Consider the following 23,147-nt stretch of genomic DNA (forward strand, 5'->3'; position numbering starts at 1 on the left):
CCGCATCGATCCGCATATCCCGACGCGATCCCGTCGGGATATGCGAATTCGTGCGGGAGGAACCGGCTATGGCAGGAGTCCGCGAGCCCGAAGAACCTTGGTGAGGCGCGGGATCATCGAGTTGGACTTCAGATCCGACCAGGTCGATCGGTCGACGGTGAGTCCCAAGCCCCTCAGCCGGTCCTCGCGGACCTTTTCCCGGATGACGACCTGCGAGGCATCCTCACCCGGACGACGCAGCTTCGTGTACTTCGTCTCGCCGTCGAACTCATGGACCACCTTTCCCTCCCAATCGAAGTCGACGAAATACTGTGCGCCGTCGGCCCAGAACTCGCGCTGAAGTGTGGGCTCGGGGAGCCCGGCGGCGATCATCTGCGCACGGCACCACGACTCACCGGGGTTATCGGCCTTCGCGTTGCCCACCGCGATCGCACGACGGGCCATGCGGACTCCTGCGCGTCGGCGACGACCGCAGATGTCGGCCATCAGTTCGCGATCGGCGCCCGCGCGCAACGCGGAGTCGACGACGGTCAGTGCGCCCGGGAATCTGCTCGCGCAGGCCAGGTCGACAGCGGTGCGCTCAAGAGTCGTCACGGCGACGCCGTCGACGACGGTGACCTCGTCCTCGGACAGCTGCCCGGAGTGGGTGTGCCGGACTGTCCGAATGTCGCCCGACTTGGTTCCCGAGGTGAAGTGCACGCGACGAAAGTCGCAGTGCAGGAGACCGAGTCGGTGCACGGCGGCGGCAGATTGGTGGCTCAGCACTCCGCCGGCGGCGTCGGGCTTGCCCGCGACCGCCAAGGCGAACCGACGGTGATGTTCGTCGGGGTAGCTTCCCGGCATGGTGTGGGCGAAGCAGCCAGGGGCTAGTTTGATCAGATCTTCGCCCGGTTGGCTGGCTCGACGCAGTTCACGGTCGCTCAGTCCGTGCGCAAGCGCTGCCGCTCGATAGATGATTCCGTTCGGATCAGAGGGCGGTGTGTCCATACCTTCTTTGACGCAGCAGCGTCCGGGACGGTTCCGCGGCGGCGTCGACGTGCTTCCTCCCGCACCGTTCCACATATCCCGACGCGATCCCGTCGGGATCTGCGAATTCGTGCGGGAGGAACCGGATGTCACGAAAACGACACGGCGGATACGTAACCTGTGTGGCGTATGTGACTCTTGTTAACGGGGGCGTTAGAGTTTCCCCATGGCTTCGAAGGCACCCAGTCGTTCTTCTGCGCGCTCGGCCGCTTCGCGCGGGTCGGGCAAGTCCCAACCGGCCCGGTCTGGATCGACCAAGGCGAAGACCCGCTCGTCGGGCGGGCGCACGGCGGCGTCCGGTAGTCGCAGCGGAGCGCGTAATTCGACGACGCGGTCGGCGAATTCCCGCGGCACCGGTCGGGCCAACCAGTCCAAACGAGCTACCCGGGTCTCCAACGCCTCGGTCGATCTGCACCGCCCGACTGCCGGAGCGCGTGTCGGTCACGGCATCGCGACGGTGTGGGGCTTCGCCGCGCGGGCGGTCGGGTCCGTCGCCCGGATCGGCAGCGACTACGAGCACACGGATGACCCCGACGTCTACGGCGAGGAGTCCGCGGCGGCGCCCGAGCCGCGCCGCGACTCGATCGCGCTGATCCTTCTGGTCCTCGCGGCCGCACTCGTCGCGTTCGTCTGGTTCCACGTCGCCGAGCCGGTCGGCCCGTTCATCGACGCGCTGGTTCGCGCGGCCGTCGGCATCGGGGCCTTCGCGATTCCGGTCCTCCTGTTCCTGGCGGCCATGGTGCTCATGCGCCGTCCCGCCGACCATGTGCGTCGGCCGCGGATCATGGTGGGCGCGCTCCTCGTCGTACTGGCCGTCCTCGGGCTCATCCATCTGATGGCCGGACAGCCCGCCGACATCGACGGCCGCAGCGCCGCAGGCGGATTTCTGGGTTTCGCCGCGGGCACGCCGCTGACCAGCGGTGTCACCGTGTGGCTCGCAGTCCCGTTGCTCGTTCTGGTCTGCCTCAGCGGTGCGGTGATAATCAGCCGCCACTCGGCGCGCGAGATCTTCCACGGCATCCGCGGCTATCTCGGCCTCGGCACCGGTGTCGGAAGCTATGGCGTGGTGGGCGCCGACGACTTCGCCGATGACTACGACGGCGAAGACGGCGAGTACGCCTACGACGAATATGACGACGGCGACGAGTACGCCTACGACGACTACGACGCGGAGGAGCCGGTCGCCGTACCGGCGCCGTGGGATGACGACGTCCCCGACGAGGACGGCGCCGCCGACGCCTCCGACGTGGACTTCGGCTACGGGAGCATTCCCCGTGCGCCGCGCGCTCCCCGGCGGGCGCCGACGCCGCACGAGAACTATCCGCCCGACGGTGTGCCCGCCCCGGCCGCGGTGATGGGATCGCTCGACGACGTCGAACTCGCGAATCAGGTGACCATGCCCATCGGCGACGAGGTGACTCAGCCGATCGTTCCGGTCGGTGCGGGTCGAGCACAGCAGGGAGCGGCGCCCGCCGCGCGCCCGCCGCGCAAGCGGGCGTACCGGCTGCCGCCGGCCAAGCTGCTCATCGACGGCGATCCGCCCAAGCGCGGAAGCCGCGCGAACGACGAGATGATCGATCGCATCACCGGCGTGCTGGAGCAGTTCAAGATCGACGCCGCGGTCACCGGCTACACGCGCGGACCGACCGTCACCCGGTACGAAGTCGAGCTCGGACCAGGCGTCAAGGTCGAGAAGATCACCGCGCTGCAGCGCAACATCGCCTATGCGGCGGCCACCGACAACGTGCGGCTCCTGGCGCCCATCCCGGGGAAGTCGGCGGTGGGCATCGAGGTCCCTAACGCCGATCGCGAGATGGTCCGCCTGGCCGACGTCCTCAAGGCGCCGAAGACCCGCAAGGACAAGCATCCGCTGGTCATCGGTCTCGGCAAGGACATCGAGGGTGACTTCGTCACCGCCGACCTCGCGAAGATGCCGCACCTGTTGGTCGCGGGTTCCACCGGCTCGGGTAAGTCGAGTTTCGTCAACTCGATGCTGGTCTCGCTGCTGGCCAGGTCGACGCCGGACGACGTCCGGATGATCCTCATCGACCCGAAGATGGTCGAGCTGACCCCCTACGAGGGCATCCCGCACTTGATCACGCCCATCATCACGCAGCCGAAGAAGGCCGCGGCCGCGCTGGCCTGGCTGGTCGAGGAGATGGAGCAGCGCTACCAGGATATGAAGGCGAGTCGCGTCCGCCATATCGACGACTTCAACGCCAAGGTCCGCTCGGGTGACATCACCGCGCCGCTGGGCAGCGAACGCGTCTACCAGCCGTACCCCTACATCGTCGCCATCGTCGACGAGCTCGCCGACCTCATGATGACCGCTCCGCGCGACGTCGAGGACGCCATCGTGCGCATCACGCAGAAGGCGCGCGCGGCGGGAATCCACCTCGTGCTGGCCACCCAGCGGCCGTCGGTCGACGTCGTCACCGGATTGATCAAGACGAATGTGCCGTCGCGACTGGCGTTCGCGACCTCGTCGCTGACCGACTCCCGCGTCATCCTCGACCAGCCGGGGGCCGAGAAGCTCATCGGCATGGGCGACGGTCTGTTCTTGCCGATGGGGGCGAGTAAACCCATCCGGCTGCAGGGCGCGTTCATCACCGACGAGGAGATCAGCGCCGTCGTCGAATTCGCCAAAGAGCAGGCACAACCGGAGTTCGTCGACGGCGTCACCGAGGCCAAGGCCGGCGACAAGAAAGAGATCGACGCCGACATCGGCGGTGATCTCGACGATCTGTTGCAGGCCATCGAACTCGTCGTCAGCAGTCAGTTCGGCTCCACGTCGATGTTGCAGCGCAAGCTGCGCGTCGGATTCGCCAAGGCCGGCCGCCTGATGGATCTGATGGAGACGCGCGGCATCGTCGGACCGTCGGAGGGATCCAAGGCCCGCGAGGTGTTGGTGAAGCCCGAGGACCTGGCCGGCGTCATCGCGTCGATCAACGGCGGGGACCCGTCGGCGGGCGCCGGCTGACCGGCTAGACTGGAAGGCACGATCAGGAGGGGAGTATCCCCACCGACGGCGCTCTCGTCAGTACGGCGTCGCAGATCCGGTGCGCCGATCGCGCCGGAACGCGACTCCCGGGACGCCGGTCCGCTTCGCGGATGGGAGAGACCTCCAGCATCGCTTCCTTGTGTTGCGCGCTGGAGGGTTTAACCGTTGGATATCTCACTGCTCACCTGGGTGATCACCTGCGCGGTGGTACTCGGTCTGTTCGTCTTCGACTTCGTCTCGCACGTCCGCGTCCCGCATGAGCCGACGCTGCGCGAATCCGGCTTCTGGTCGACGGTCTACATCGGCATCGCGATAGCCTTCGGCTTCTTCGTGTGGTGGCGCTGGGGTGGCACATTCGCCGGTGAATACTTCGCGGGCTACGTCACCGAGAAGGCACTCTCGGTCGACAACCTGTTCGTCTTCGTCGTCATCATGGCGAAGTTCGCGGTACCGCGGATCTATCAGCAGAAGGTGCTGCTGCTGGGCATCGTGATGGCGCTGGTCATGCGCGGCGTCTTCATCGCGGCCGGCGCCGCGGCCATCGCCCGGTACAGCTGGGTGTTCTACGCGTTCGGCCTGATCCTCATCCTGACGGCCATCAACATGCTTCGCGAGAGCGACGAGCCCGCGAAAGAGGGCCGCATCGAGCGATTCGCGAAACGGCACTTGCGCACCAGCGAGAACTACGACGGCGACAAGCTGTTCACCCGCGTCGACGGCCGCCGCATGGCGACGCCGCTGCTGCTGGTGCTGATCGTCATCGGCTTCACCGACCTGCTCTTCGCCTTCGACTCGATCCCGGCCATCTACGGCCTGACCCAGGAGCCCTACCTGGTGTTCGCGGCCAACGCTTTCGCCCTGATGGGCCTGCGACAGCTCTACTTCCTCATCGGCGGACTGCTCGACCGACTGGTGTTCCTCTCCTACGGGCTCTCGTTCATCCTCGCGTTCATCGGTGTGAAGCTGGTCCTGCACGCGCTGCACGAGAACACGCTCGGCTTCATCAACGGTGGCGAGCACGTCTCGGTCCCGGAGATCTCCACCGGACTGTCGCTGGGAGTGATCGGCGCGACACTGGTGGTGACCACGGTCGCGAGCCTGGTCTACTCGTCGGTCCGGAAATCCCGCGCCGGCGAGACACGGGATTAGCGTTCCCGTGCCGGACTAGTCGGCTGCCGGCAGGTCGTGACTGTCGTCGAGGACGGCCAGCATCCGCGTGTTGCCCAGCGTGTTCGGCTTGACGTAGGACAGGTCGAGAAACTCGGCGACACCGGTGTCGTAGGAGCGGCACATCTCTTCGAACACCTCGCGGGTGACCGGCGTGCCCTCGATTTCGGCGAATCCGTGCCTGCTGAAGAACTCGGTCTCGAAGGTCAGGACGAAAACTCGGTGCAGGTCGAGGCTGCGGGCCTCGGCCAGTAGGCGCGCGACGATCCGGTGGCCGACGCCGCGGCCAGAACACGCGGGGTCGACGGCCACGGTCCGGACCTCGCCGAGGTCGGACCACAGGACGTGCAGCGCGCCGCAGCCGACGACGCCCTCGTCGGTCTCGGCCACCCAGAATTCCTGGATCGACTCGTACAGGGTGACGAGGTTCTTCTCCAGGAGGATCCGGCCGGCGTAGACGTCGATCAGCTCTTTGATCCGCGGCACATCCGAAGTGCGGGCGCGGCGGACCACAGGCACGGCGGATGGAACGGATTCAGACGTCATGGACAAACAGCGTAGCCCCGGCAGGGCGACGCACTGCCGTTTGCCCGACCGCTCGGATCGATCGGCGTGCAGCTAGGCTGAGGCGGTGGAAATCTGCGAGGGCGGCGCGACGGCGCGCGATACCGCCCCGGGCGCCCGGGAGGCTGTCGCCGGCGACCCCGTGCCGGTCGCACCGTCGGTGTGGAATATCGCCAACCTGCTGACCGTGCTTCGTCTGTTCCTCGTCCCGGTGTTCGTGGTCGCGCTTCTCGTCGACGACGGGCAGTCGACCTTCTGGCGGTGGGCGGCCTTCGTGATCTTCGCGGTGGCGGCCGTCACCGACCAGGTCGACGGGCGGCTCGCGCGCAAGTACAACCTCGTCACCGACTTCGGAAAGCTCGCCGACCCGATCGCCGACAAGGCACTGATCGGTGCCGCGCTGGTCGGGCTGTCGGTCCTGGGCATCCTGCCGTGGTGGGTCACGGCGATCATCATCGCGCGCGAGGTCGGCGTGACCGTGTTGCGGTTCTGGGTGCTGCGCCACGGCGTCATCCCGGCCAGTCGCGGCGGCAAGCTGAAGACGCTGCTGCAATCGATCGCGATCGGTCTCTACGTGATGCCGCTGCCGCATCCGTGGGAATGGTCGGCTCACATCGTCATGGGCGCGGCCGTGGTCGTCACCGTCGCGACCGGCGTCGACTACGTCTACCAAGCGCTGGCCCTGCGGCGTCGCGCACGAAGCGGGTCCGTCGGTGACTGATCCGCTGAGTTCGGGCACCGTCGCCGCCGACGTCGTCGCCGAGCTCCGCCGGCGCGGAGACACGGTCGCGACCGCCGAATCCTTGACCGCCGGACTGTTGTCGGCGACGATCGCCGGAATCCCGGGTGCGAGCGCGGTCCTGCGAGGCGGGGTCGTCGTGTACGCGACGGACCTCAAAGCGACTCTCGGAGGAGCCGATCCCGGCAGGCTGGCCGCCGACGGACCGGTCGCGGCCAGTACCGCGAGGGCACTGGCGCTGGGCGTCGCGCGGAATGCGGGAGCGGACTGGGGCGTTTCCCTTACGGGGGTCGCCGGACCGGAGCCGCAGGACGGACACGAGCCCGGGACCGTCTTCTGCGGAATCGCGCATCGACGGGTCCTCTCGGACGAGGTCGTGACCCAACGGTGGGACCTGACCGGCAGCCGCTGGGAAATTCGACTAACCTCGGCCAGACGAGCGTTGGAGGAACTGTTGACGATGGTGCGCGCGGACAGCAGCGCGACGAAGGAGGCTTGATGGCAGAGCAAGGCGTGCTTCTGCGAGAGGTGCTGGGCGCCGGCCTGCGTCAAGCCCGGACCTCTCAGCAGCGGACCCTGCGGGAGATTTCCACCGCCGCACGGGTGTCGCTGGGCTACCTGTCCGAGGTTGAGCGCGGGCAGAAGGAGGCGTCGAGCGAGTTGCTCGCCTCGATCTGCGAGGCCCTCGACCTGGAATTGGCCGACCTGCTCGTCGACGCGGGAACCGCGCTGCGGGGCGAGGACGCATCGCCGGTGGCCGCGCCCGTCGTCGTCGCCGCCACGGGCCCGTCGAGCGGCCATTCCGACCAGCTGGCTGCCGCGTAGGCATCCGGCACGTTAGATTTGATCCCATCAGCCGTCCACGGACCGTCGTGTGGCGTGCACAACGAGACGAAAGAGTAAAAAGCGATGGCCAACCCGTTCGTGAAGCTGTGGAACTACATGAAGGCTTGGGGGAACGCCACGATCGACGAGAAGGCCGATCCCAAGATCCAGATCCAGCAGGCGATCGAGGACGCTCAGCGACAGCACCAGGCGCTTTCTCAGCAGGCCGCGGCCGTCATCGGAAACCAGCGCCAGTTGGAGATGAAGCTCAACCGCCAGCTCGAAGACGTCGAGCGGTTGCAGGCCAACGTTCGCCAGGCGCTGACCCTGTCGGATCAGGCGACGGCCGCCGGCGACACCGCGAAGTCCACCGAGTACACGAACGCCGCCGAGGCGTTCGCCGCACAGCTGGTCACCGCCGAGCAGTCGGTCGAGGACCTCAAGACCTTGCACGACCAGTCGCTGCACGCCGCCGCGGAAGCTAAGACAGCCGTGGAGCGCAACGCCATGATGTTGCAGCAGAAACTGGCCGAGCGCTCCAAGCTGCTCACGCAGCTCGAGCAGGCGAAGATGCAGGAGCAGGTCAGCGCGTCGCTGCAGCAGATGAGCGAACTGACCGTGCCGGGCAACACCCCGAACCTCGACCAGGTTCGCGAGAAGATCGAGCAGCGTTACGCCAATGCCCTCGGTTCGGCCGAATTGGCGCGCAACTCGGTGTCCGGGCGCATGGCCGAGGTCGAGGCGTCCAGCACGAAGCTGGCCGGACACGCCCGGCTCGAGCAGATCCGCGCCAGCATGGGCGAGCTGCCGAAGGGTGACTCCGCGGCGGCGCCGTCGCTGGAGAAGAAGGCGAAGCCGCAGGCGAATCCCGCGGACTAAAGTACCTTCGATGCGCGTGGCCGTCGTGGCCGGTGACGAGGCCGGCCACGCGTTTCCCGCGTTCGCCCTTGCCGAGCGATTGGCCGCGGCCGGTCACGAAGCCACCGTCTTCACCGGGACCCGATGGTCCGGGGCGGCTCTGACCGGAGGAGAGGTCGCCGAACTGCCGGGACTGGCGGCCGCCGACGATGACGACGATGCCGACGCCGGGGCGAAACTCAGCACTCGTGCCGCCCGGATGGCGTTGCTGCTGGCACCGCGGCTGTGCGGACGATTCGACGTGGTGGTGAGCGACATCATCACCCGTGCGGGAGCCTGGGGCGCCGAGCTCGCGGGGCTGCCGTGGGCCGAACTCTCGCCGCACCCGCTCTACGACCAGTCCCGGGGTCTGCCGCCGATCGGCATGGGCCTGGCCGCCGGGCGCGGCGGCGTCGGCCGGCTGCGCGACCGCGCGCTCCGCGCTATGAGCGCACGAGCCATCGCCTCGGGTGCGCGGCAGCGCGAGCAGGCGCGCGCCTCGATCGGGCTGACCGTGGCAGAGCGACCGGTGGCCAGGCTGGTCGCCACGCTGCCCGCGCTGGAGGTGCGCCGGCCAGACTGGCCGGCCGATGCCCACCTCGTCGGCCCGTTGCTCTGGGAGCCGACGCGGGAGCTGTTCGACGTCGGCCAGACCCCGGATCCTCTCGTCGTGGTCGCGCCGTCGACCGCGGTGACCGGACAGGGCGGGCTCGCCGACGGAGCGCTGCGCGGATTGGGTGTGAACGTGCTCGGACGACCCGTGCGCGTCGTGCTGTCGGGGCTGCATCTGCCCTCGGTGCGAGAGCTGCGCGACGGTGCGGGGTCGGGGATCGCCGAGCTCGTCGCCGGCACCGGGCGTCAAGACGAGGTGCTGGCGCGCGCGTCGGCGGCGGTGTGCGGTGCCGGTCACGGCATGCTGGCGAAAGCGCTCGGAGCGGGGGTGCCGGTGGTGATGGTGCCCGGCGGGGGAGATCAGCAGGAATTGGCGGCGCGCGTCGAGCGACTGGGCGCCGGTGTGACGGTCCGAGAACCCGATCCGGCGCGGATCGCGGACGCGGTGCGCCGGGTGCTCGACGAACCGGGTTTCGCGACGGCGGCCAGACGCGTCGCGGCGTCGGGGGCGTCGGTGGTCGATCCGGTCGCGGTGGTGCAACGGGCGGTCTCGGACCGGCTGTCGTAGGGTCGGCGGTATGCGCCTGACAGACTTCACCGAACTCATGTACGACCAGTTCGGCGAGCAGGCAGCGGCATCGATGCTGGTGGATCATGTGCTGACCGATCTCGGCGGGCGCACCGGTGCCCAAGCGATCGAGGACGGGGTCGACCCCCGCGACGTCTGGCGCGCACTGTGCCGCGATTTCGATGTGCCGCGAACGAAGTGGTAGGACACGCCCAGTGTGTCGTTGACGAACAGACGTTCGAACGTTGTGTAATCTCGGCGGTGGAACCGAAACCGACCGCAGCGCGTCCAAGTTGTAGCCGGGGTTGGGTGAACCGGTCGCCGGACCGGAATTGTCCGACCGCGCCAATACCGTGACGCACACACAGACCCAACGACAACCAAGCACCACCGACAGCGCACGCAAGGAGAGCACCATGGCCCCCGCATCGCAGGACCGCGAGAAGGCGCTCGATCTGGCTCTGGCCCAGATCGACAAGAACTACGGCAAGGGCTCGGTCATGCGACTGGGCGAGGAGACCCGCCAGCCCATCGAGATCATCCCGACGGGGTCGGTCGCCCTGGACATCGCGCTGGGAATCGGCGGACTGCCGCGCGGCCGCGTCGTCGAGATCTACGGCCCGGAGTCTTCGGGTAAAACGACGGTCGCGCTGCACGCGGTGGCCAACGCTCAGGCCCAGGGCGGGATCGCCGCGTTCATCGACGCCGAGCACGCGCTGGACCCCGACTATGCCGCGAAGCTCGGGGTCGACACCGATGCGCTGCTGGTCTCCCAGCCGGATACGGGTGAGCAGGCGCTGGAAATCGCCGACATGCTGATCCGTTCGGGCGCACTGGACATCCTGGTCATCGACTCCGTCGCCGCCCTGGTGCCGCGGGCCGAGATCGAAGGCGAGATGGGCGACAGCCACGTCGGCCTGCAGGCGCGGCTGATGAGCCAGGCGCTGCGCAAGATGACCTCGGCGCTCAGCAACTCCAACACCACGGCGATCTTCATCAACCAGTTGCGCGAGAAGATCGGAGTGATGTTCGGCTCGCCGGAGACGACGACCGGCGGTAAGGCCCTGAAGTTCTACTCATCGGTGCGGCTGGACGTGCGTCGCATCGAGACCCTCAAGGACGGCACCGACGCGGTCGGCAACCGGACCCGCGTGAAGGTCGTGAAGAACAAGGTCGCGCCGCCGTTCAAGCAGGCCGAATTCGACATCCTCTACGGCGAGGGCATCTCGCGCGAGGGGTCGCTGATCGATCTCGGCGTCAACGAAGGATTCATCCGCAAATCCGGATCCTGGTTCACCTACGAGGGCGATCAGTTGGGGCAGGGCAAAGAGAACGCCCGTAACTTCCTCAAGGAGAACCCGGATATCGCCGACGAGATCGAGAAGAAGATCAAAGACAAGCTCGGCGTCGGAGTTCCGGCTGAAGGGGCGGGTGCCGAGGTCGATCCGGACGCGCTGGCACCGGCCCCCGTCGAGTTCTAGAAGGGAACCGGAGTGACCGAGCCGGCGGATACCGCCGACCAGCCGGAGCGGCCTCGGAAGGTATCCGCATGGGACGCCGCGTTGCGGCTGCTGGGCGTGCGCGCCCGCAGCCGCAGCGAGATGGTCGAGCGGTTGACGCGGCGCGGCTTCAGTTCCGAGGAGATCGAGGCCGTCATGGCCCGTCTCGACAAGCATCAGCTGCTCGACGACGAGGAGTTCGCTCGCGAGTGGGTTCGTTCGAGGGCCGAGTACTCGCGGCGCGGCAGTGTCGGTCTGCGGCACGAGTTGCGGGCCAAAGGAATTGACGAAGTCTTCGTCGTAGCGGCCCTCGAAGAGGTCGACCCGGACGACGAATACCGCCGTGCGCGTGAACTGGTCGAGCGCAAGCTCTCGTCGTCGAAGGCCGATCTGAGCGAACGCGAGGTCCGCGAATCCATGAAGCGGCGGCTCAGCGGGATGCTGCTGCGGCGCGGCTTCCCGCAGGGGCTGGTCCACGACGTGGTCGGGGAGCAACTGCGAGAGCACTCCCGCAGCTGACCGCCGTCACGGCGCGACGGCTTCCTCGAGGTCGACGGCCTCCACCTTTCCGCGCTTGCCGCGGCCGCTGCGCATGCGCTTCTCCAGCCAGGTCGCGAAGGCCGACAGGGAGAAGTTGATGGCGATCATCACCAGGGCGACCACGATGAGCGCCGGAATGTAGTTGCCGTAGAAGGACGCCGACATGATGCCCGAGCGGACGACCTCCACGTAGCCGATGATGTAGCCCAGCGCACTGTCCTTCAGCGCGATCACCATTTGCGACACGAGAGCCGGCAGCATCGCGGTCACCGCCTGGGGGAGCAAGACCATCCGCATCAACTGGGACTTGCGCAAACCCAGCGCGGTTCCGGCCTCGCTCTGCCCGCGTGGCAGCGAGTTGATTCCGGAGCGCAAGATCTCCGCGATCACGGTGCCGTTGTAGAGGGTGAGGCCCGTGACCACGGCCGCGAAGGCCAGCTGGGACGGTGGGACGATGCCGTACTGGGCGTAGAAGTAGTAGGTGAACAAGATGAGCAGCAGCACCGGGATGGCGCGGAAGCCCTCGGTGAACGCGCCGCAGAACAACCGCACCGCCCGGTGTTCGGACAGCCGGCCGATGCCGAGGAACGCACCCAGGACCAGTGCCGCGACGATCGACACGACGGCGGCTTTGATCGTGCCCCACAGTCCCGGGAGGATGTAGACCGTCCACGTCGACGCGGTGATGAACGGGCGCCACATGTCTCCGGTGAGCTGGCCGCGATCGCCGAGCCGCATGATCACCCAGGCGCTGACGACCGCGATAACGGCGAGAAACGCCGCCGCGATGACCGCGTTGCGGATCCGCGCCCTCGGGCCGGGGGCGTCGTAAAGAACGGTGGCTTCTGCGCTCATCGTTTCACCGCGAATCGTTGGGCCAGCCAGCCGAAGACGAAGCCTTCGGTCAGCGTGATGATCATGAAGCCGACCGCGATGACCGCGAAGATCGCGAGCACGAGGTTGGCGTGGTTCTCGATCTGCGTCTTCATCAGCAAAGCGGCCTCGGCGACGCCGATCACCGAGGCGATCGTCGTGTTCTTCGTCAACGCGATCAGGACGCTGCCCATCGGGGCGATGACGGAGCGCAGCGCCTGCGGCAACACGATGACGCCGAAGACCTGCAGGAAGCCGAGGCCCAGGGATCGTGCGGCCTCGGCCTGTCCGAGCGGCACGGTGTTGAAGCCGGCCCGCAGCGTTTCGCAGACGAAGGTGGCCGTGTACAGCACGAAGGCCAGCACGGCCAGCCAGAAGTTGTTGTTGGCCACGAAGCTGGGGCCGGCGGGAGCCAGCGCTACACCGAGATTCGTGTACAGGCCCAAGGAACAGAACAGCACGATCAGCGTCAGCGGGGTGTTGCGCACGACGTTGACGTAGCCGGTGGCGAACCATCGCATCACCGGGACCGGGGAGACCCGCATGCCGGCGAGGATCACGCCCCAGATCGTGGCGCCGACCGCCGACAGCGCCGTCAGCTTCAGCGTGGTCCAGAAAGCCGGCCACAAGGCTGGAGCCATGTCCGCCCACAGCGTGCTCATCGGGCCATTCCCGTCGGACACGGTGTGGAAGTCGACTCCAGGAAGCTCAGGTCGCCAGGTGATGGTTCGAATCCGAAACGCGAGCCGGGCTCGGCCGCGCGTCTGATCATCTGGTCGACGGTCTCGTCGCCGATGGCGCCGCGCAGCGCCTCCTCCCATCGCGACGGGTGGCCGTCGCGCGGGGCGAGCATCGCGCGCAGTGCCTCGTTGACGGCGGCCACCGCGTCGGGCTGGCCCTTCGCCATGCCGATGCCGTAGCGCTCGGTGGAGAACGGTCGCCCGGCGGGGATGAAGTCACCCTTGGGGCTGCAGGTGTCGTGCGGGTACGTCATGCTCAGCACCCTCATGTCGTATTTCGGGAAGAAGTGGGCGTAGCCGGCGAGGATCACCTCGTCGGTGGTCAACGCGTCGACCTTGTCGTTGCTGAGGGCCTCGACACAGGACGAATAGGAGTCGAATTCCTGCAGCTGCACACCGGGTAGCTGGCGCTTGACGTTCTGCGCCGGGGTGGAGCCGGTCACCGAGCAGAGAATGCGGTCGGGGTTGTCGAGATCGCCGAGGGTGCGCACCGGAGAGTTCTCCCCGCGGACCAGCAGCCCCTGGTAGTTGATCAGGTAGGGGCCGGCGAAGTCGACCTTTTCCGCGCGACTCGCGCTGATCGAATAGGTGGCCGCGATCATGTCGACCTCGCCGTAGCTGATGAGGGCCTCGCGCTGCGCCGACGGCGTCTCCCGCCAAGTGATGCGGGGGCGGGCGACGCCAAGCTTGTCCGCGATGTGGTTGACCACGAAAGTGGAAACCGACGGGTCGAAGCCGATGATCGTGTCCTTGGTGGGGTCGCGCAGGCCGAGTCCGGGCTGGTCGTACTTCGTGCCGAGAATGACGTGTCCCGACCGGATCGAGTCGAGCAGGTTCCGCGGATTGCTGCCGCACGCGGTCAGCATCCCGGCGCAGGCGGCGAGGACGACGAATGCGCCGAGAATGCGTGCCGCGCGGCGCATCGGCCGCGACGTGACTGGGCGGCCCATCAGTGGTCCAGGATCTTCGAGAGGAAGTCTTTGGCCCGCGCGCTGGTCGGCGAGGTGAAGAAGGAATCCGGGTCGGTGTCCTCCACGATCGCCCCGTCGGCCATGAAAATGATGCGCTCCGCCGCCTTGCGGGCGAAACCCATCTCGTGGGTGACCACGACCATGGTCATCCCTTCGTGCGCCAGCGACACCATGACGTCGAGAACCTCGTTGACCATCTCCGGGTCGAGTGCGGAGGTGGGCTCGTCGAACAGCATCACCCGCGGCTCCATCGCGAGTGACCGGGCGATCGCGACGCGCTGCTGTTGGCCGCCGGACAGCTGGGCGGGGTATTTGTCGCGTTGCTCGGCGACCCCGACGCGCTCCAGCAGGGTCATCGCCATCGCCTCGGCGTCGGACTTGGATTTCTTGCGGACCTTGATCGGCGCGAGCGTGACGTTCTCCAGGATCGTCTTGTGCGCGAAGAGGTTGAAGGACTGGAAGACCATTCCGACCTCGGCCCGCAGGTTGGCCAGCCCCCGGCCTTCCTCGGGCAGGAGCGTTCCGTCGAGATAGATCTCACCGCTGTCGATGGGTTCGAGCCGGTTGATGGTGCGACACAGTGTCGACTTTCCCGAACCCGACGGACCGAGGAGCACGACGACCTGACCGGTGGGAATGTCGATGTTGATGTCTTTGAGCACATGGAGATCGCCGTAGTGCTTGTCGACGTGGCGCAGCGAGATCATCGGGGTGGCTTGGGGATCGGGGGACGCCGCTGCTGTCATAACCGACCACCTTAGTACCGGTGCGAAGCCGAGGCAGTGCAAGTCGGTTTGTCCACCGCACTATCCTGGTACAGGTGAGTACCGACAGCCTGCCCATCGATACGTTGCGCCCCGGCGAGGACCGGCGCAGCTATGAGGTGCGCACTTTCGGTTGCCAGATGAACGTGCACGATTCGGAGCGGATCTCGGGCCTCCTGGAGGAGGCCGGCTACGTAGCGGCGGCCGACGGTGACGAGCCCGATCTGGTCGTGTTCAACACGTGCGCCGTGCGCGAGAACGCCGACAACAAGCTGTACGGCAACCTGTCGCACCTGGCGCCGGTGAAGCGGCGCAAGCCGGGCATGCAGATCGCCGTCGGCGGGTGCCTCGCGCAGAAGGACAAGTCCACCGTCCTGGACCGCGCGCCCTGGGTCGACGTGGTGTTCGGCACGCACAACATCGGCTCGCTGCCCGCACTGCTCGATCGGGCGCGCCACAACGACGAGGCCCAGGTCGAGATCCTCGAATCGCTGGAGCGCTTCCCGTCGACGCTGCCCGCGCGCCGCGATTCGGCCTACTCGGGCTGGGTGTCGGTGTCGGTCGGCTGTAACAACACCTGCACGTTCTGCATCGTGCCGTCGTTGCGCGGGAAGGAAACCGACCGTCGCCCGGCCGACATCCTCTCCGAGGTGCAGGCCCTCGTCGACCAGGGGGTTCTGGAGGTGACGCTGCTCGGCCAGAACGTCAACGCCTACGGCATGTCGTTCGCCGACCCGGAGCAGCCGCGCAACCGAGGCGCCTTCGCCGATCTGCTGCGCGCATGCGGCACGATCGACGGCCTGGAGCGGGTCCGTTTCACCTCGCCGCATCCCGCCGAGTTCACCGACGACGTGATCGAGGCGATGGCTCAGACGCCGAACGTGTGCCCGCAGCTGCACATGCCGTTGCAGTCGGGCTCCGATCGCGTGTTGAAGGCGATGCGCCGCTCTTACCGGCAGACGAAGTTCCTCGGCATCCTCGACCGTGTGCGCGCCGCGATGCCCCATGCCGCGATCACCACCGACATCATCGTCGGCTTTCCGGGTGAGACCGAGGAGGATTTCCAGGCCACGCTCGACGTCGTCGAGGCGGCCAGGTTCAGCTCGGCCTTCACCTTCCAGTACTCGCCGCGCCCCGGGACGCCGGCCGCGACCATGCCCGACCAGGTTCCGCCGGAGGTCGTCACCGAGCGCTATCAGCGGCTGATCGCGTTGCAGGAGAAAGTGTGCCTGGCCGAGAACGAGACCCTCGTCGGCACCGAGGTCGAACTGTTGGTCACCGCCGACTCCTCCCGTAAGAGCGCCGAACACGAACGGCTCACCGGGCGGGCCCGCGACGGTCGGCTGGTGCATTTCGCACCCGGTGCCGACGGTTCGGCTCCGGGTGTCAAGATTCGCCCGGGTGACATCGTGACCACCACCATCACCTCCGCCGCACCCCATCACCTGATGGCGGACGGCGGGGTGCGCACGATCCGCAACACACGCGCCGGCGACGCCCACGAGGCGAACCTGCGCCCGACGACCGCTTCGGGTGTGGGCCTCGGCCTGCCGACGATCGGTGCGCGGCCCGCCGAGCCCGCGGTTTCCGGGTGCTCGTCGGGCGGTTGCTCCTAGGCCACCGACCACACCAAACGACGGGACACGATGTGAGCAGCGATTCGACACAGCCGAGCGGCGGGTTCGAGCAGTTCGAGGAAGATCTCCGCAAGGCCGAGAAGAAGGTCGCGGGCGAGATCGATCCGGGCGCCCGGGCGCTCGTCGTGGCCGTCGCGGTTCTCGTCGCCGTCGTATCGCTCGCGCTGCCGCACACCGGTTCGGTCAACGGCTTCGACGTGCTGAGCTTCAACGATGCGGCTCAAAAGGCCCAGATCATCATCACCTCGCGGGTCTTCGTCTACCTCTTGCTGATCTTCGGCGTGCTGTTGTCGGCCTTGGCGCTGGTGACCCGTCGGTGGACGCTGGCCTGGATCGCGCTGTGCGGATGCATGGTCTCGGTGGTCGCCGGAATGTTGGCGTGGTGGTCGCGGACGACCGCCGGAATCAACGCGATCCCCGGTCCCGACGGCCAGCTGCTGCCCCCGCCGGGTGGCGTCGGCGTCGGCTTGATCCTCGGCCTGCTGGCGATGATCGTGCTGTCGTTCCACTGGGCGCGAGTCGTCTGGTCGCGCAACGAGTACCAGCTCGCGATCGAGTCACAACGGCGCGAAGCCGCCGCGAGGGAAGAGGAGCGCATGCGCGGCCTGACCGACTCCCCTCGCCGCGACCGCACCGACAGCGACTGAACCGACGGGGCCCAATAGCGCCGATCGTGCCCAGAATCCCGCCGATCGTGCCCAGATTTCCGCCGATCGTGCCCAGATCTACGTCGACCGTGCCCACATTCCCGCCGATCGTGCCCAGATCTACGTCGACCGTGCCCGGCTCTGGCTCGCGAGCTGGTGAAGCCCGACGACAGGCGCATGACGAATCCTGCGGGAGGGCGATTGGCACCACTTCCGCGGAACTCATCGGACCGGCTCCCAAGTGCTACGGCGATCGATTCGTGCCGAGCCTGATCAGGTCGCCGGCCACATAGCCCAGTCGGGATCGGTCGTTGCCGGCTGAGTCACAAAGGCACGGTCGACGCAAAGCTGGGCACGGTCGACGCGAAACTGGGCACGGTCGGCGAGAAACTGGGCACGGTCGGCGGAAATGTGGGCACGGTCAGCGGTCGGAGACGGCGCTCTTCGCCGCGTCGGCCCACTCCTGCCACTGCTTGGCCTGCTCGCGCAGCTTCTTGGCCTCGCCGGCCTTGCCGCGCTCCTCGGCTTTGCGCGCCTGCTCCTCCAGGGTCGCGACCTTCTCCGCGAATTGTGCTGCGCGTGCGGCGACTTCGGGGTCCTCGCGGCGCCAGCTCTCCTGTTCCGCGTCGCGGATCTTGCGCTCGAGGGCGCGGAACCGGCCGTCGAGACGGCCCATCTGGTCGCGTGGCACCTTGCCGATGGCGTCCCACTTCTCCTGCAGCGTGCGGAACGTGCGCCGTGCGGCGGGTAGGTCGGCCACCGGGTCGATCGCCTGCTCGGCATCGTCGAGGAGCTTCGCCTTGGCCTCGCCGTTGGCGGCGAACTCCTCGTCGCGCTGCGCCGTCTCGGCGTTGCGCGCGCCGAAGAACACGTCTTGGGCGGCCTTGAACCGCTGCCACAGCGCATCGTCCACGTCGCGCGGGGCGCGGCCGGCGGCACGCCACTCGTTCATCAACTCGCGGAATCGTGCGGAGGTTGGGCCCCAATCGGTCGACGAGGACAACTCTTCGGCCTGTTCGATGAGCGCTTCCTTGCGTTCCTTGGCCGCGAGTCGGTCGCGGTCGAGTTCGGCGAAATGCGCGCCGCGACGGCGGTTGAACTTGTCGCGGGCGCGGGCATAGCGCTTCCACAGCGCATCATCCGTGCGCCGGTCGATGCCCTTGATCTCGCGCCACTCGTCGAGAATGGCGCGGATTCGGTCGCCAGCCTCTTTCCACTGGGTCGAATCGGCGGCGAGTTGCTCGGCTTCGACGGCCAACGCCTCCTTGCGCGCGATCGCTGCCTCGCGCTCCTTCGCGCGTTCGGCCTTGACCTCTTCGGCGACGTCCTCCGCTGTTGCGGTGATCGCCCGCAGCCGGGATTCGAGCGCTGCGACGTCACCGATGACATGAGCGGTCGGCAGTGCGTCGAGGAGATGCTGTGCCGCCGTGCGTGTCTTCCGCGGATCACCCGACCGGGCGGCCAGCCGCTCCTCCAGGATCTCCACCTCGGTCGCCAGATCTTCGAAGCGCCGCGAGTAGTGCGCCAGGCCTTCGTCGGGACTGCCCGCCTGCCACTGGCCGATCTCGCGTTCGCCGTCGGGGGTCTTGAGCCAGACCACGCCCTTCTCGTCGACCCGGCCGAACTCGTGCGGATCTCCCGCGTGCGTCGGCTGGTGGGTGATCGGCGCATGGGTCACCGGGCGCGCAGTGGGTCGCGGCCCGGGGCGCGGTCCGGGTTTCGGAGCCGGTTTGGGTGCGGCCGCGGGCGTTGCGTCGGTCGCGTTCTCGGAGTCGGAGGTCGTCATGGCGGTGTCCTCACCGTTGTCGTGCCGCGCGTCACGGCTGCCTGGATCTCATCGGTGCGCGCCCGGAGGCCCGGGGCGCTGGGCTCTATTCAAGCAGGTCGACTAGCGTCGTGGGTTGTGTTGATTTCGGTGGTCTTCGTCCCGGGCGCCCCGGCGCTGGTTCCCGAGGTGTCCGGTGCCGGAGCGGTCGAAGTCGCGCCGGTCCGGGAAGCGGTGCGGGCGGCGGCTGCCGACCAAGCGGCGCTGACCGGGGATTGGCTGGCCGTCGGCCCCGACGACGCCGGGTCGATCGCCAGTCCGGACGCGGTTCACCCCGACGCCGGTTCCTTCGGCGGGTTCGGGGTGAACCGACGCGTGGCCCTGCGCCCGGGCGTCGAGGCCGGGCTGGTCGGCTCCCTGCCCACCTCGATGCTGCTGGCCGGCTGGGCGCGCGAATGCGTTCCCGACGCCGACCGGGTGACGGTCGTGCCGACCGTGCTTCGGGCAGATTCCGATCCGGATGACTGCGAGCGGATCGCCGATGAGTTGAACGAGCGTCTCACCGGGTCTGTGCCGGTCGCCCTACTGGTCGTCGGAGATGGCGCCATTCATCTGAGCGACCGCGCGCCCGGCGGCGGCAGGGAATCCGAAGCGGTAGCGCTTCAGGCGCGCATCGACGCCGCCCTGGGCTCCGGCGACCCGGCGGCCGTGCGGTCGTTGGATTGGGGCGAGTGCTCGCGATGGGGCGTCTCCGGCCGCGGGGCATGGGAGGTGGCCGCCCGCTGTGCGCCAGCGACCGCGGAGGCGAACGTGCATTACCGCGGAGCACCGCTGGGGGTCGGGTACAACGTCGTGACCTGGCGGTTCCGATGACCCGACCGGTTCCGATCGTCGTCGTCGGCCCGACGGCGAGCGGAAAATCTGACGTCGCCCTCGACGTGGCGGAGCGCTTCGACGGGGAGATCGTCAACGCCGACGCCATGCAGCAGTACCGCGGCATGGACATCGGAACGGCGAAGCTGCCGTCGTCGCAACGACGGGGAATCGTCCACCATCAACTCGACGTCTTGGACGTGACGCAGACGGCGACGGTGGCCCGCTATCAGCGCGCGGCGATCGCCGACGTCGAGGCGATCATGGCCCGCGGGCGCACGCCGGTCGTCGTCGGGGGATCGATGATGTACTTCCAGGCGCTCGTCGACGAGTGGGCCCTGCCGCCCACCGACCCTGCCGTTCGAGGGCGATACGAGGATCAGCTGGCGCGCATAGGGACCGCGGAGATGCATCGGCGGCTGGCGGAGGTCGATCCGGTGGCGGCCGGTGCGATCCTGGACACCGACGGCCGGCGGATCGTCCGAGCGTTGGAGGTCGTCGAGCTGACCGGACGGCCCTTCGCCGCCTCGCAGCCGCAGATCGGGGATCCGCGGTGGGGCGCGGTGATCGTCGGCGTGGACCGCGACACCGAGGCTCTCGACCGTCGCATCGCCGCGCGGACCGACGACATGTTCGACGCCGGATTCGTCGACGAGGTCGAAGGGCTGCTGGCGACCGGTCTGCGCGACGGGCAGACAGCGATCCGGGCCATCGGATACGCGCAGGTCGTGGCTCATCTCGACGGCGAATACGACGTCGACCGCGCCCGCGAGCTGACGTTCATCGGCACGCGGCGGTACGTGCGCCGCCAACGCTCCTGGTTCCGGCGCGACCCGCGAATCCGTTGGTTCGACGGCGGTGACGCGGGGCTCGCCGACGCGGTTGCGGCGCATTATCGCGACCGTGCACCTGGGTAGACTGGGCCGGTGACTAGCGCTGCGGCGTTCCCGCGGGACTTCTGGAAGGGCCACGGGACGCAGAACGACTTCATCATCGTCGACGATCCCGGCGCCCTCCTTGCGCTGGAGCCGGCGACGGTCGCCGCGCTGTGCGACCGGCAGCGGGGGATCGGTGCCGACGGGCTGCTGCGGGTGGCCCGTGCGGGCACTCTCGTCGACGCCGGCGTACTGAACGGATTAGGCGAAGGGATCGCTGCCGACGACCTCTTCATGGACTACCGAAACGCCGACGGCTCCATCGCCGAGATGTGCGGCAACGGCGTCCGCGTCTTCGCCCACTTCTGCCGGGTCGTCGGTTTGGCGGACACCGACGAATTCGTCGTGGGCTCGCGGGCGGGGGCCCGACCCGTGCGGATACACGAGTTCACCCCGACGAGCGCCGATGTCAGCGTGCAGATGGGTCCCGCTCGGCGTGGCGTGACGTCGGCGGCGACGATCGACGGGCACGTCTACCGCGGACTTGCCGTCGACGTCGGCAATCCGCACCTTGCCTGTGTCGTGGCCGGGCTGAGTCACAAGGAACTCGCCGCCCTCGACTTCACCGGCGGAGCTGACTTCGACGCGTCGGTGTTCCCCGAGGGCGTGAACGTGGAGTTGGTGACCGAGCCGGTCAGCGACGGTGCCGTGCTATCGGCATCGATGCGCGTGATCGAGCGCGGCGTGGGGGAGACCCGTAGCTGCGGCACCGGACTGGTGGCCGCGGCCAGCGCTGCCCTCGCGTCGCGGGACCGCGAGAGTGGACAGCTGAGGCTGACGGTGCCCGGCGGACGCGTCGAGGTCGAGATCGACGGAGTGACCGGATCGACGCTGCGCGGGCCCTCGCGACTCGTTGCGCGCGGCGAGCTGTTCGACGGCGCGTTGGCCTGAGAACCCGGAACCGGGAAACCCGGATGCGCCGAGGGGTGTCGCGGTGCCATCATGGACGTATATGACTGACCATGAACTCACGGTCGCCCCGGACGCCGTTGAAGATCCGGGATTCGCGCCGCTGGCGCCCGCCGCTGAGCCGACGACCGGCGAACTGCAACTCGACGACCGCGCCTCGCTGCAGCGCGTCGCCGGGCTCTCCACCGAACTCGCCGACATCACCGAGGTCGAGTACCGCCAGCTGCGCTTGGAGCGGGTCGTTCTCGTCGGGGTGTGGACGTCGGGCACGGCGGCGCAGGCGCACGCCAACATGGCCGAGCTGGCCGCACTGGCCGAAACGGCGGGCTCGCAGGTCCTCGACGCGGTCATCCAGCGCCGAAGCAGCCCGGATGCCGCCACCTACATCGGTTCCGGCAAGGCGGCCGAACTGCGCGACATCGTCGTGAGCACCGGTGCGGACACGGTGATCGCCGACGGCGAGCTGACGCCGGCTCAGCTGACCGCGCTGGAGAAGGTCGTCAAGGTGAAGGTCATCGACCGCACCGCGCTGATCTTGGATATCTTCGCCCAGCACGCGACCAGCCGCGAGGGCAAAGCCCAGGTAGCGCTGGCCCAGATGGAGTACATGCTGCCGCGGCTGCGCGGTTGGGGTGAGTCGATGTCACGGCAGGCCGGTGGCCGAGCGGGCAGCAACGGCGGCGTCGGTCTGCGCGGTCCCGGTGAAACGAAGATCGAAACCGATCGTCGGCGAATCCGCGAGCGGATGGCCAAGCTGCGGCGCGAGATTCGGGGCATGAAGACCGCCCGCACCGTGAAACGGCTGGATCGGCGCCGCAGCGGCGTTCCGACGATCACCGTCGTCGGGTACACCAACGCGGGCAAATCGAGCCTGGTCAACGCCATGACCGGCTCCGGTGTGCTGGTGCAGAACGCGTTGTTCGCGACCCTGGACCCGACGACGCGACGGGCCCGACTCGACGACGGCCGCGAGGTCGTGTTCACCGACACCGTCGGATTCGTCCGTCACCTGCCGACGCAGCTCGTGGAGGCGTTCCGTTCGACGCTGGAAGAGGTCGCCGACGCCGATCTGCTGATTCACGTCGTGGACGGCTCCGAGACGTTCCCGCTCGACCAGGTCGCGGCGGTGCGCACGGTGCTCGGCGAGGTCATGACGGAATCCGCGGCATCGGCCGCCCCGCCGCCTGAGCTGCTCGTCGTCAACAAGGTCGACGCGATGGACGAGCTGGCTCGTGCGGAGCTGGCCGCCGCGCTGCCCGGCGCCGTCTTCGTCTCGGCTCGCACCGGGGAAGGGCTCGACGAACTGTTCGAGCGGATCCGTTCCGAAGTGGGCCGCCACGACGTCGAGATGTATGTGACCGTGCCCTTCGACCGCGGGGATCTGGTCTCGCGCATCCACGCCGACGGTGAGGTTCAGTCGGCCGAGCACCACGAGTCGGGAACGTCGATGCGTGTGCGGGTTCCGGCCGCGCTCGCCGGAGAACTCGAGGAGTTCGCCCGGTCGGCTAAGTAGACGCCTACGTTCGACCTCTCGCGGCCGCCGGGATAGGTGTCTTGACAGGGCATCGGGTGCCGGCGCTTTCAGCTTGCGCGAG

General features: G+C 68.1%; 23 protein-coding genes. 16 read left to right on the plus strand and 7 right to left on the minus strand.

Going from position 1 to position 23,147, the window contains the following annotated elements; all coding sequences use genetic code 11:
• Window positions 1-66: 66 nt before the first annotated feature.
• Entirely contained in the window at window positions 67-987 is a 921-nt protein-coding gene (locus GOARA_RS05750) for a type IV toxin-antitoxin system AbiEi family antitoxin domain-containing protein (protein WP_007321384.1), read from the minus strand.
• A gap of 205 nt (window positions 988-1,192) precedes the next feature.
• Between GOARA_RS05750 and GOARA_RS05755 the strand changes: the two genes are divergently transcribed.
• The gene (locus tag GOARA_RS05755) at window positions 1,193-4,006 is read left to right on the plus strand and encodes a DNA translocase FtsK (protein WP_138947563.1); all 2,814 of its coding nucleotides are present in this window, start codon (window positions 1,193-1,195) and stop codon (window positions 4,004-4,006) included.
• A gap of 186 nt (window positions 4,007-4,192) precedes the next feature.
• Window positions 4,193-5,176, plus strand: coding sequence for a TerC family protein (locus GOARA_RS05760; protein ID WP_007321387.1), 984 nt, complete (start codon window positions 4,193-4,195; stop codon window positions 5,174-5,176).
• Window positions 5,177-5,191: 15 nt separating this feature from the next.
• On the opposite strand, the gene GOARA_RS05765 is transcribed toward GOARA_RS05760, so the two are convergent.
• The gene (locus GOARA_RS05765; RefSeq protein WP_040521900.1) at window positions 5,192-5,740 is read right to left on the minus strand and encodes an amino-acid N-acetyltransferase; all 549 of its coding nucleotides are present in this window, start codon (window positions 5,738-5,740) and stop codon (window positions 5,192-5,194) included.
• Between the two features lie 85 nt (window positions 5,741-5,825).
• Here GOARA_RS05765 and pgsA point away from each other — a divergent pair, with 85 nt between their 5' ends.
• From pgsA to GOARA_RS05805, 8 genes are all read left to right on the plus strand, one after another.
• Window positions 5,826-6,479, plus strand: a complete 654-nt coding sequence (gene pgsA, locus GOARA_RS05770; RefSeq protein ID WP_007321389.1) for a CDP-diacylglycerol--glycerol-3-phosphate 3-phosphatidyltransferase — start codon at window positions 5,826-5,828, stop codon at window positions 6,477-6,479.
• On the plus strand, window positions 6,472-6,996 hold the full coding sequence (locus GOARA_RS05775; protein WP_007321390.1) for a CinA family protein: 525 nt from the start codon (window positions 6,472-6,474) through the stop codon (window positions 6,994-6,996). Before pgsA ends, GOARA_RS05775 begins: the two co-directional genes overlap by 8 nt.
• Entirely contained in the window at window positions 6,996-7,322 is a 327-nt protein-coding gene (locus tag GOARA_RS05780; protein WP_007321391.1) for a helix-turn-helix domain-containing protein, read from the plus strand. Before GOARA_RS05775 ends, GOARA_RS05780 begins: the two co-directional genes overlap by 1 nt.
• An 84-nt stretch (window positions 7,323-7,406) precedes the next feature.
• The gene (locus GOARA_RS05785; protein ID WP_007321392.1) at window positions 7,407-8,201 is read left to right on the plus strand and encodes a PspA/IM30 family protein; all 795 of its coding nucleotides are present in this window, start codon (window positions 7,407-7,409) and stop codon (window positions 8,199-8,201) included.
• A gap of 10 nt (window positions 8,202-8,211) precedes the next feature.
• Complete coding sequence (locus GOARA_RS05790; protein ID WP_007321393.1) at window positions 8,212-9,399, plus strand: glycosyltransferase; 1,188 nt, start codon at window positions 8,212-8,214, stop codon at window positions 9,397-9,399.
• A gap of 10 nt (window positions 9,400-9,409) precedes the next feature.
• Window positions 9,410-9,604 carry a DUF3046 domain-containing protein gene (locus tag GOARA_RS05795; protein ID WP_007321394.1) on the plus strand — a complete coding sequence of 65 codons (195 nt, stop codon included), beginning with the start codon at window positions 9,410-9,412 and terminating at the stop codon, window positions 9,602-9,604.
• A gap of 211 nt (window positions 9,605-9,815) precedes the next feature.
• The gene (gene recA, locus GOARA_RS05800) at window positions 9,816-10,880 is read left to right on the plus strand and encodes a recombinase RecA (protein WP_007321395.1); all 1,065 of its coding nucleotides are present in this window, start codon (window positions 9,816-9,818) and stop codon (window positions 10,878-10,880) included.
• Between the two features lie 12 nt (window positions 10,881-10,892).
• Entirely contained in the window at window positions 10,893-11,417 is a 525-nt protein-coding gene (locus tag GOARA_RS05805; protein WP_007321396.1) for a regulatory protein RecX, read from the plus strand.
• A gap of 6 nt (window positions 11,418-11,423) precedes the next feature.
• Here GOARA_RS05805 and GOARA_RS05810 read toward each other — a convergent pair whose 3' ends face one another.
• From GOARA_RS05810 to GOARA_RS05825, 4 genes are read right to left on the minus strand one after another with little or no spacing between them, the layout of a single operon-like run.
• Window positions 11,424-12,293 carry an amino acid ABC transporter permease gene (locus GOARA_RS05810; RefSeq protein ID WP_007321397.1) on the minus strand — a complete coding sequence of 290 codons (870 nt, stop codon included), beginning with the start codon at window positions 12,291-12,293 and terminating at the stop codon, window positions 11,424-11,426.
• Window positions 12,290-12,973 (minus strand): amino acid ABC transporter permease, encoded by a 684-nt coding sequence (locus GOARA_RS05815; protein ID WP_007321398.1) that lies wholly within the window; start codon window positions 12,971-12,973, stop codon window positions 12,290-12,292. The genes GOARA_RS05810 and GOARA_RS05815 overlap by 4 nt, the downstream gene beginning before the upstream one ends.
• Entirely contained in the window at window positions 12,970-14,001 is a 1,032-nt protein-coding gene (locus tag GOARA_RS05820) for a transporter substrate-binding domain-containing protein (RefSeq protein ID WP_007321399.1), read from the minus strand. Before GOARA_RS05820 ends, GOARA_RS05815 begins: the two co-directional genes overlap by 4 nt.
• Window positions 14,001-14,729: an amino acid ABC transporter ATP-binding protein gene (locus tag GOARA_RS05825; RefSeq protein WP_040521902.1), complete on the minus strand. Its 729-nt coding sequence runs from the start codon at window positions 14,727-14,729 to the stop codon at window positions 14,001-14,003. The genes GOARA_RS05820 and GOARA_RS05825 overlap by 1 nt, the downstream gene beginning before the upstream one ends.
• A gap of 113 nt (window positions 14,730-14,842) precedes the next feature.
• On the opposite strand from GOARA_RS05825, the gene miaB reads away from it, so the two are divergent.
• Together miaB and GOARA_RS05835 are read left to right on the plus strand one after the other, a co-directional pair.
• Entirely contained in the window at window positions 14,843-16,402 is a 1,560-nt protein-coding gene (gene miaB / locus GOARA_RS05830) for a tRNA (N6-isopentenyl adenosine(37)-C2)-methylthiotransferase MiaB (RefSeq protein WP_007321401.1), read from the plus strand.
• A gap of 32 nt (window positions 16,403-16,434) precedes the next feature.
• Entirely contained in the window at window positions 16,435-17,070 is a 636-nt protein-coding gene (locus GOARA_RS05835; RefSeq protein ID WP_007321402.1) for an Rv2732c family membrane protein, read from the plus strand.
• Window positions 17,071-17,491: 421 nt separating this feature from the next.
• Here GOARA_RS05835 and GOARA_RS05840 read toward each other — a convergent pair whose 3' ends face one another.
• Window positions 17,492-18,856, minus strand: a complete 1,365-nt coding sequence (locus GOARA_RS05840; RefSeq protein WP_007321403.1) for a DUF349 domain-containing protein — start codon at window positions 18,854-18,856, stop codon at window positions 17,492-17,494.
• A 117-nt stretch (window positions 18,857-18,973) separates the two neighbouring features.
• On the opposite strand from GOARA_RS05840, the gene GOARA_RS05845 reads away from it, so the two are divergent.
• The 4 genes from GOARA_RS05845 (at window position 18,974) to hflX (ending at window position 23,065) form a co-directional block, all read left to right on the plus strand.
• On the plus strand, window positions 18,974-19,708 hold the full coding sequence (locus GOARA_RS05845; protein ID WP_040521904.1) for a class III extradiol ring-cleavage dioxygenase family protein: 735 nt from the start codon (window positions 18,974-18,976) through the stop codon (window positions 19,706-19,708).
• Window positions 19,705-20,625 carry a tRNA (adenosine(37)-N6)-dimethylallyltransferase MiaA gene (miaA, locus tag GOARA_RS05850; RefSeq protein ID WP_007321405.1) on the plus strand — a complete coding sequence of 307 codons (921 nt, stop codon included), beginning with the start codon at window positions 19,705-19,707 and terminating at the stop codon, window positions 20,623-20,625. The genes GOARA_RS05845 and miaA overlap by 4 nt, the downstream gene beginning before the upstream one ends.
• A 9-nt stretch (window positions 20,626-20,634) precedes the next feature.
• Window positions 20,635-21,534, plus strand: a complete 900-nt coding sequence (gene dapF / locus GOARA_RS05855) for a diaminopimelate epimerase (RefSeq protein WP_007321406.1) — start codon at window positions 20,635-20,637, stop codon at window positions 21,532-21,534.
• Between the two features lie 61 nt (window positions 21,535-21,595).
• On the plus strand, window positions 21,596-23,065 hold the full coding sequence (gene hflX / locus GOARA_RS05860; protein ID WP_007321407.1) for a GTPase HflX: 1,470 nt from the start codon (window positions 21,596-21,598) through the stop codon (window positions 23,063-23,065).
• Window positions 23,066-23,147 lie beyond the last annotated feature (82 nt).

Source organism: Gordonia araii NBRC 100433 (genome assembly GCF_000241265.1).
In the GTDB taxonomy this organism is placed as follows: Bacteria; Actinomycetota; Actinomycetes; order Mycobacteriales; family Mycobacteriaceae; genus Gordonia; species Gordonia araii.

What these genes read in the sequence shown, in the direction of transcription:
- GOARA_RS05755 (WP_138947563.1), top strand. Translation starts at nt 1,193, where the DNA reads ATGGCTTCGAAGGCACCCAGTCGTTCTTCTGCGCGCTCGGCCGCTTCG.
- recA (WP_007321395.1), top strand. Translation starts at nt 9,816, where the DNA reads ATGGCCCCCGCATCGCAGGACCGCGAGAAGGCGCTCGATCTGGCTCTG.
- GOARA_RS05765 (WP_040521900.1), bottom strand. Translation starts at nt 5,740, where the DNA reads ATGACGTCTGAATCCGTTCCATCCGCCGTGCCTGTGGTCCGCCGCGCC.
- GOARA_RS05810 (WP_007321397.1), bottom strand. Translation starts at nt 12,293, where the DNA reads ATGAGCGCAGAAGCCACCGTTCTTTACGACGCCCCCGGCCCGAGGGCG.
- GOARA_RS05825 (WP_040521902.1), bottom strand. Translation starts at nt 14,729, where the DNA reads ATGATCTCGCTGCGCCACGTCGACAAGCACTACGGCGATCTCCATGTG.
- GOARA_RS05790 (WP_007321393.1), top strand. Translation starts at nt 8,212, where the DNA reads ATGCGCGTGGCCGTCGTGGCCGGTGACGAGGCCGGCCACGCGTTTCCC.
- GOARA_RS05820 (WP_007321399.1), bottom strand. Translation starts at nt 14,001, where the DNA reads ATGGGCCGCCCAGTCACGTCGCGGCCGATGCGCCGCGCGGCACGCATT.
- GOARA_RS05750 (WP_007321384.1), bottom strand. Translation starts at nt 987, where the DNA reads ATGGACACACCGCCCTCTGATCCGAACGGAATCATCTATCGAGCGGCA.
- hflX (WP_007321407.1), top strand. Translation starts at nt 21,596, where the DNA reads ATGACTGACCATGAACTCACGGTCGCCCCGGACGCCGTTGAAGATCCG.
- GOARA_RS05840 (WP_007321403.1), bottom strand. Translation starts at nt 18,856, where the DNA reads ATGACGACCTCCGACTCCGAGAACGCGACCGACGCAACGCCCGCGGCC.
- GOARA_RS05815 (WP_007321398.1), bottom strand. Translation starts at nt 12,973, where the DNA reads ATGAGCACGCTGTGGGCGGACATGGCTCCAGCCTTGTGGCCGGCTTTC.
- miaA (WP_007321405.1), top strand. Translation starts at nt 19,705, where the DNA reads ATGACCCGACCGGTTCCGATCGTCGTCGTCGGCCCGACGGCGAGCGGA.
- GOARA_RS05780 (WP_007321391.1), top strand. Translation starts at nt 6,996, where the DNA reads ATGGCAGAGCAAGGCGTGCTTCTGCGAGAGGTGCTGGGCGCCGGCCTG.
- GOARA_RS05795 (WP_007321394.1), top strand. Translation starts at nt 9,410, where the DNA reads ATGCGCCTGACAGACTTCACCGAACTCATGTACGACCAGTTCGGCGAG.
- GOARA_RS05785 (WP_007321392.1), top strand. Translation starts at nt 7,407, where the DNA reads ATGGCCAACCCGTTCGTGAAGCTGTGGAACTACATGAAGGCTTGGGGG.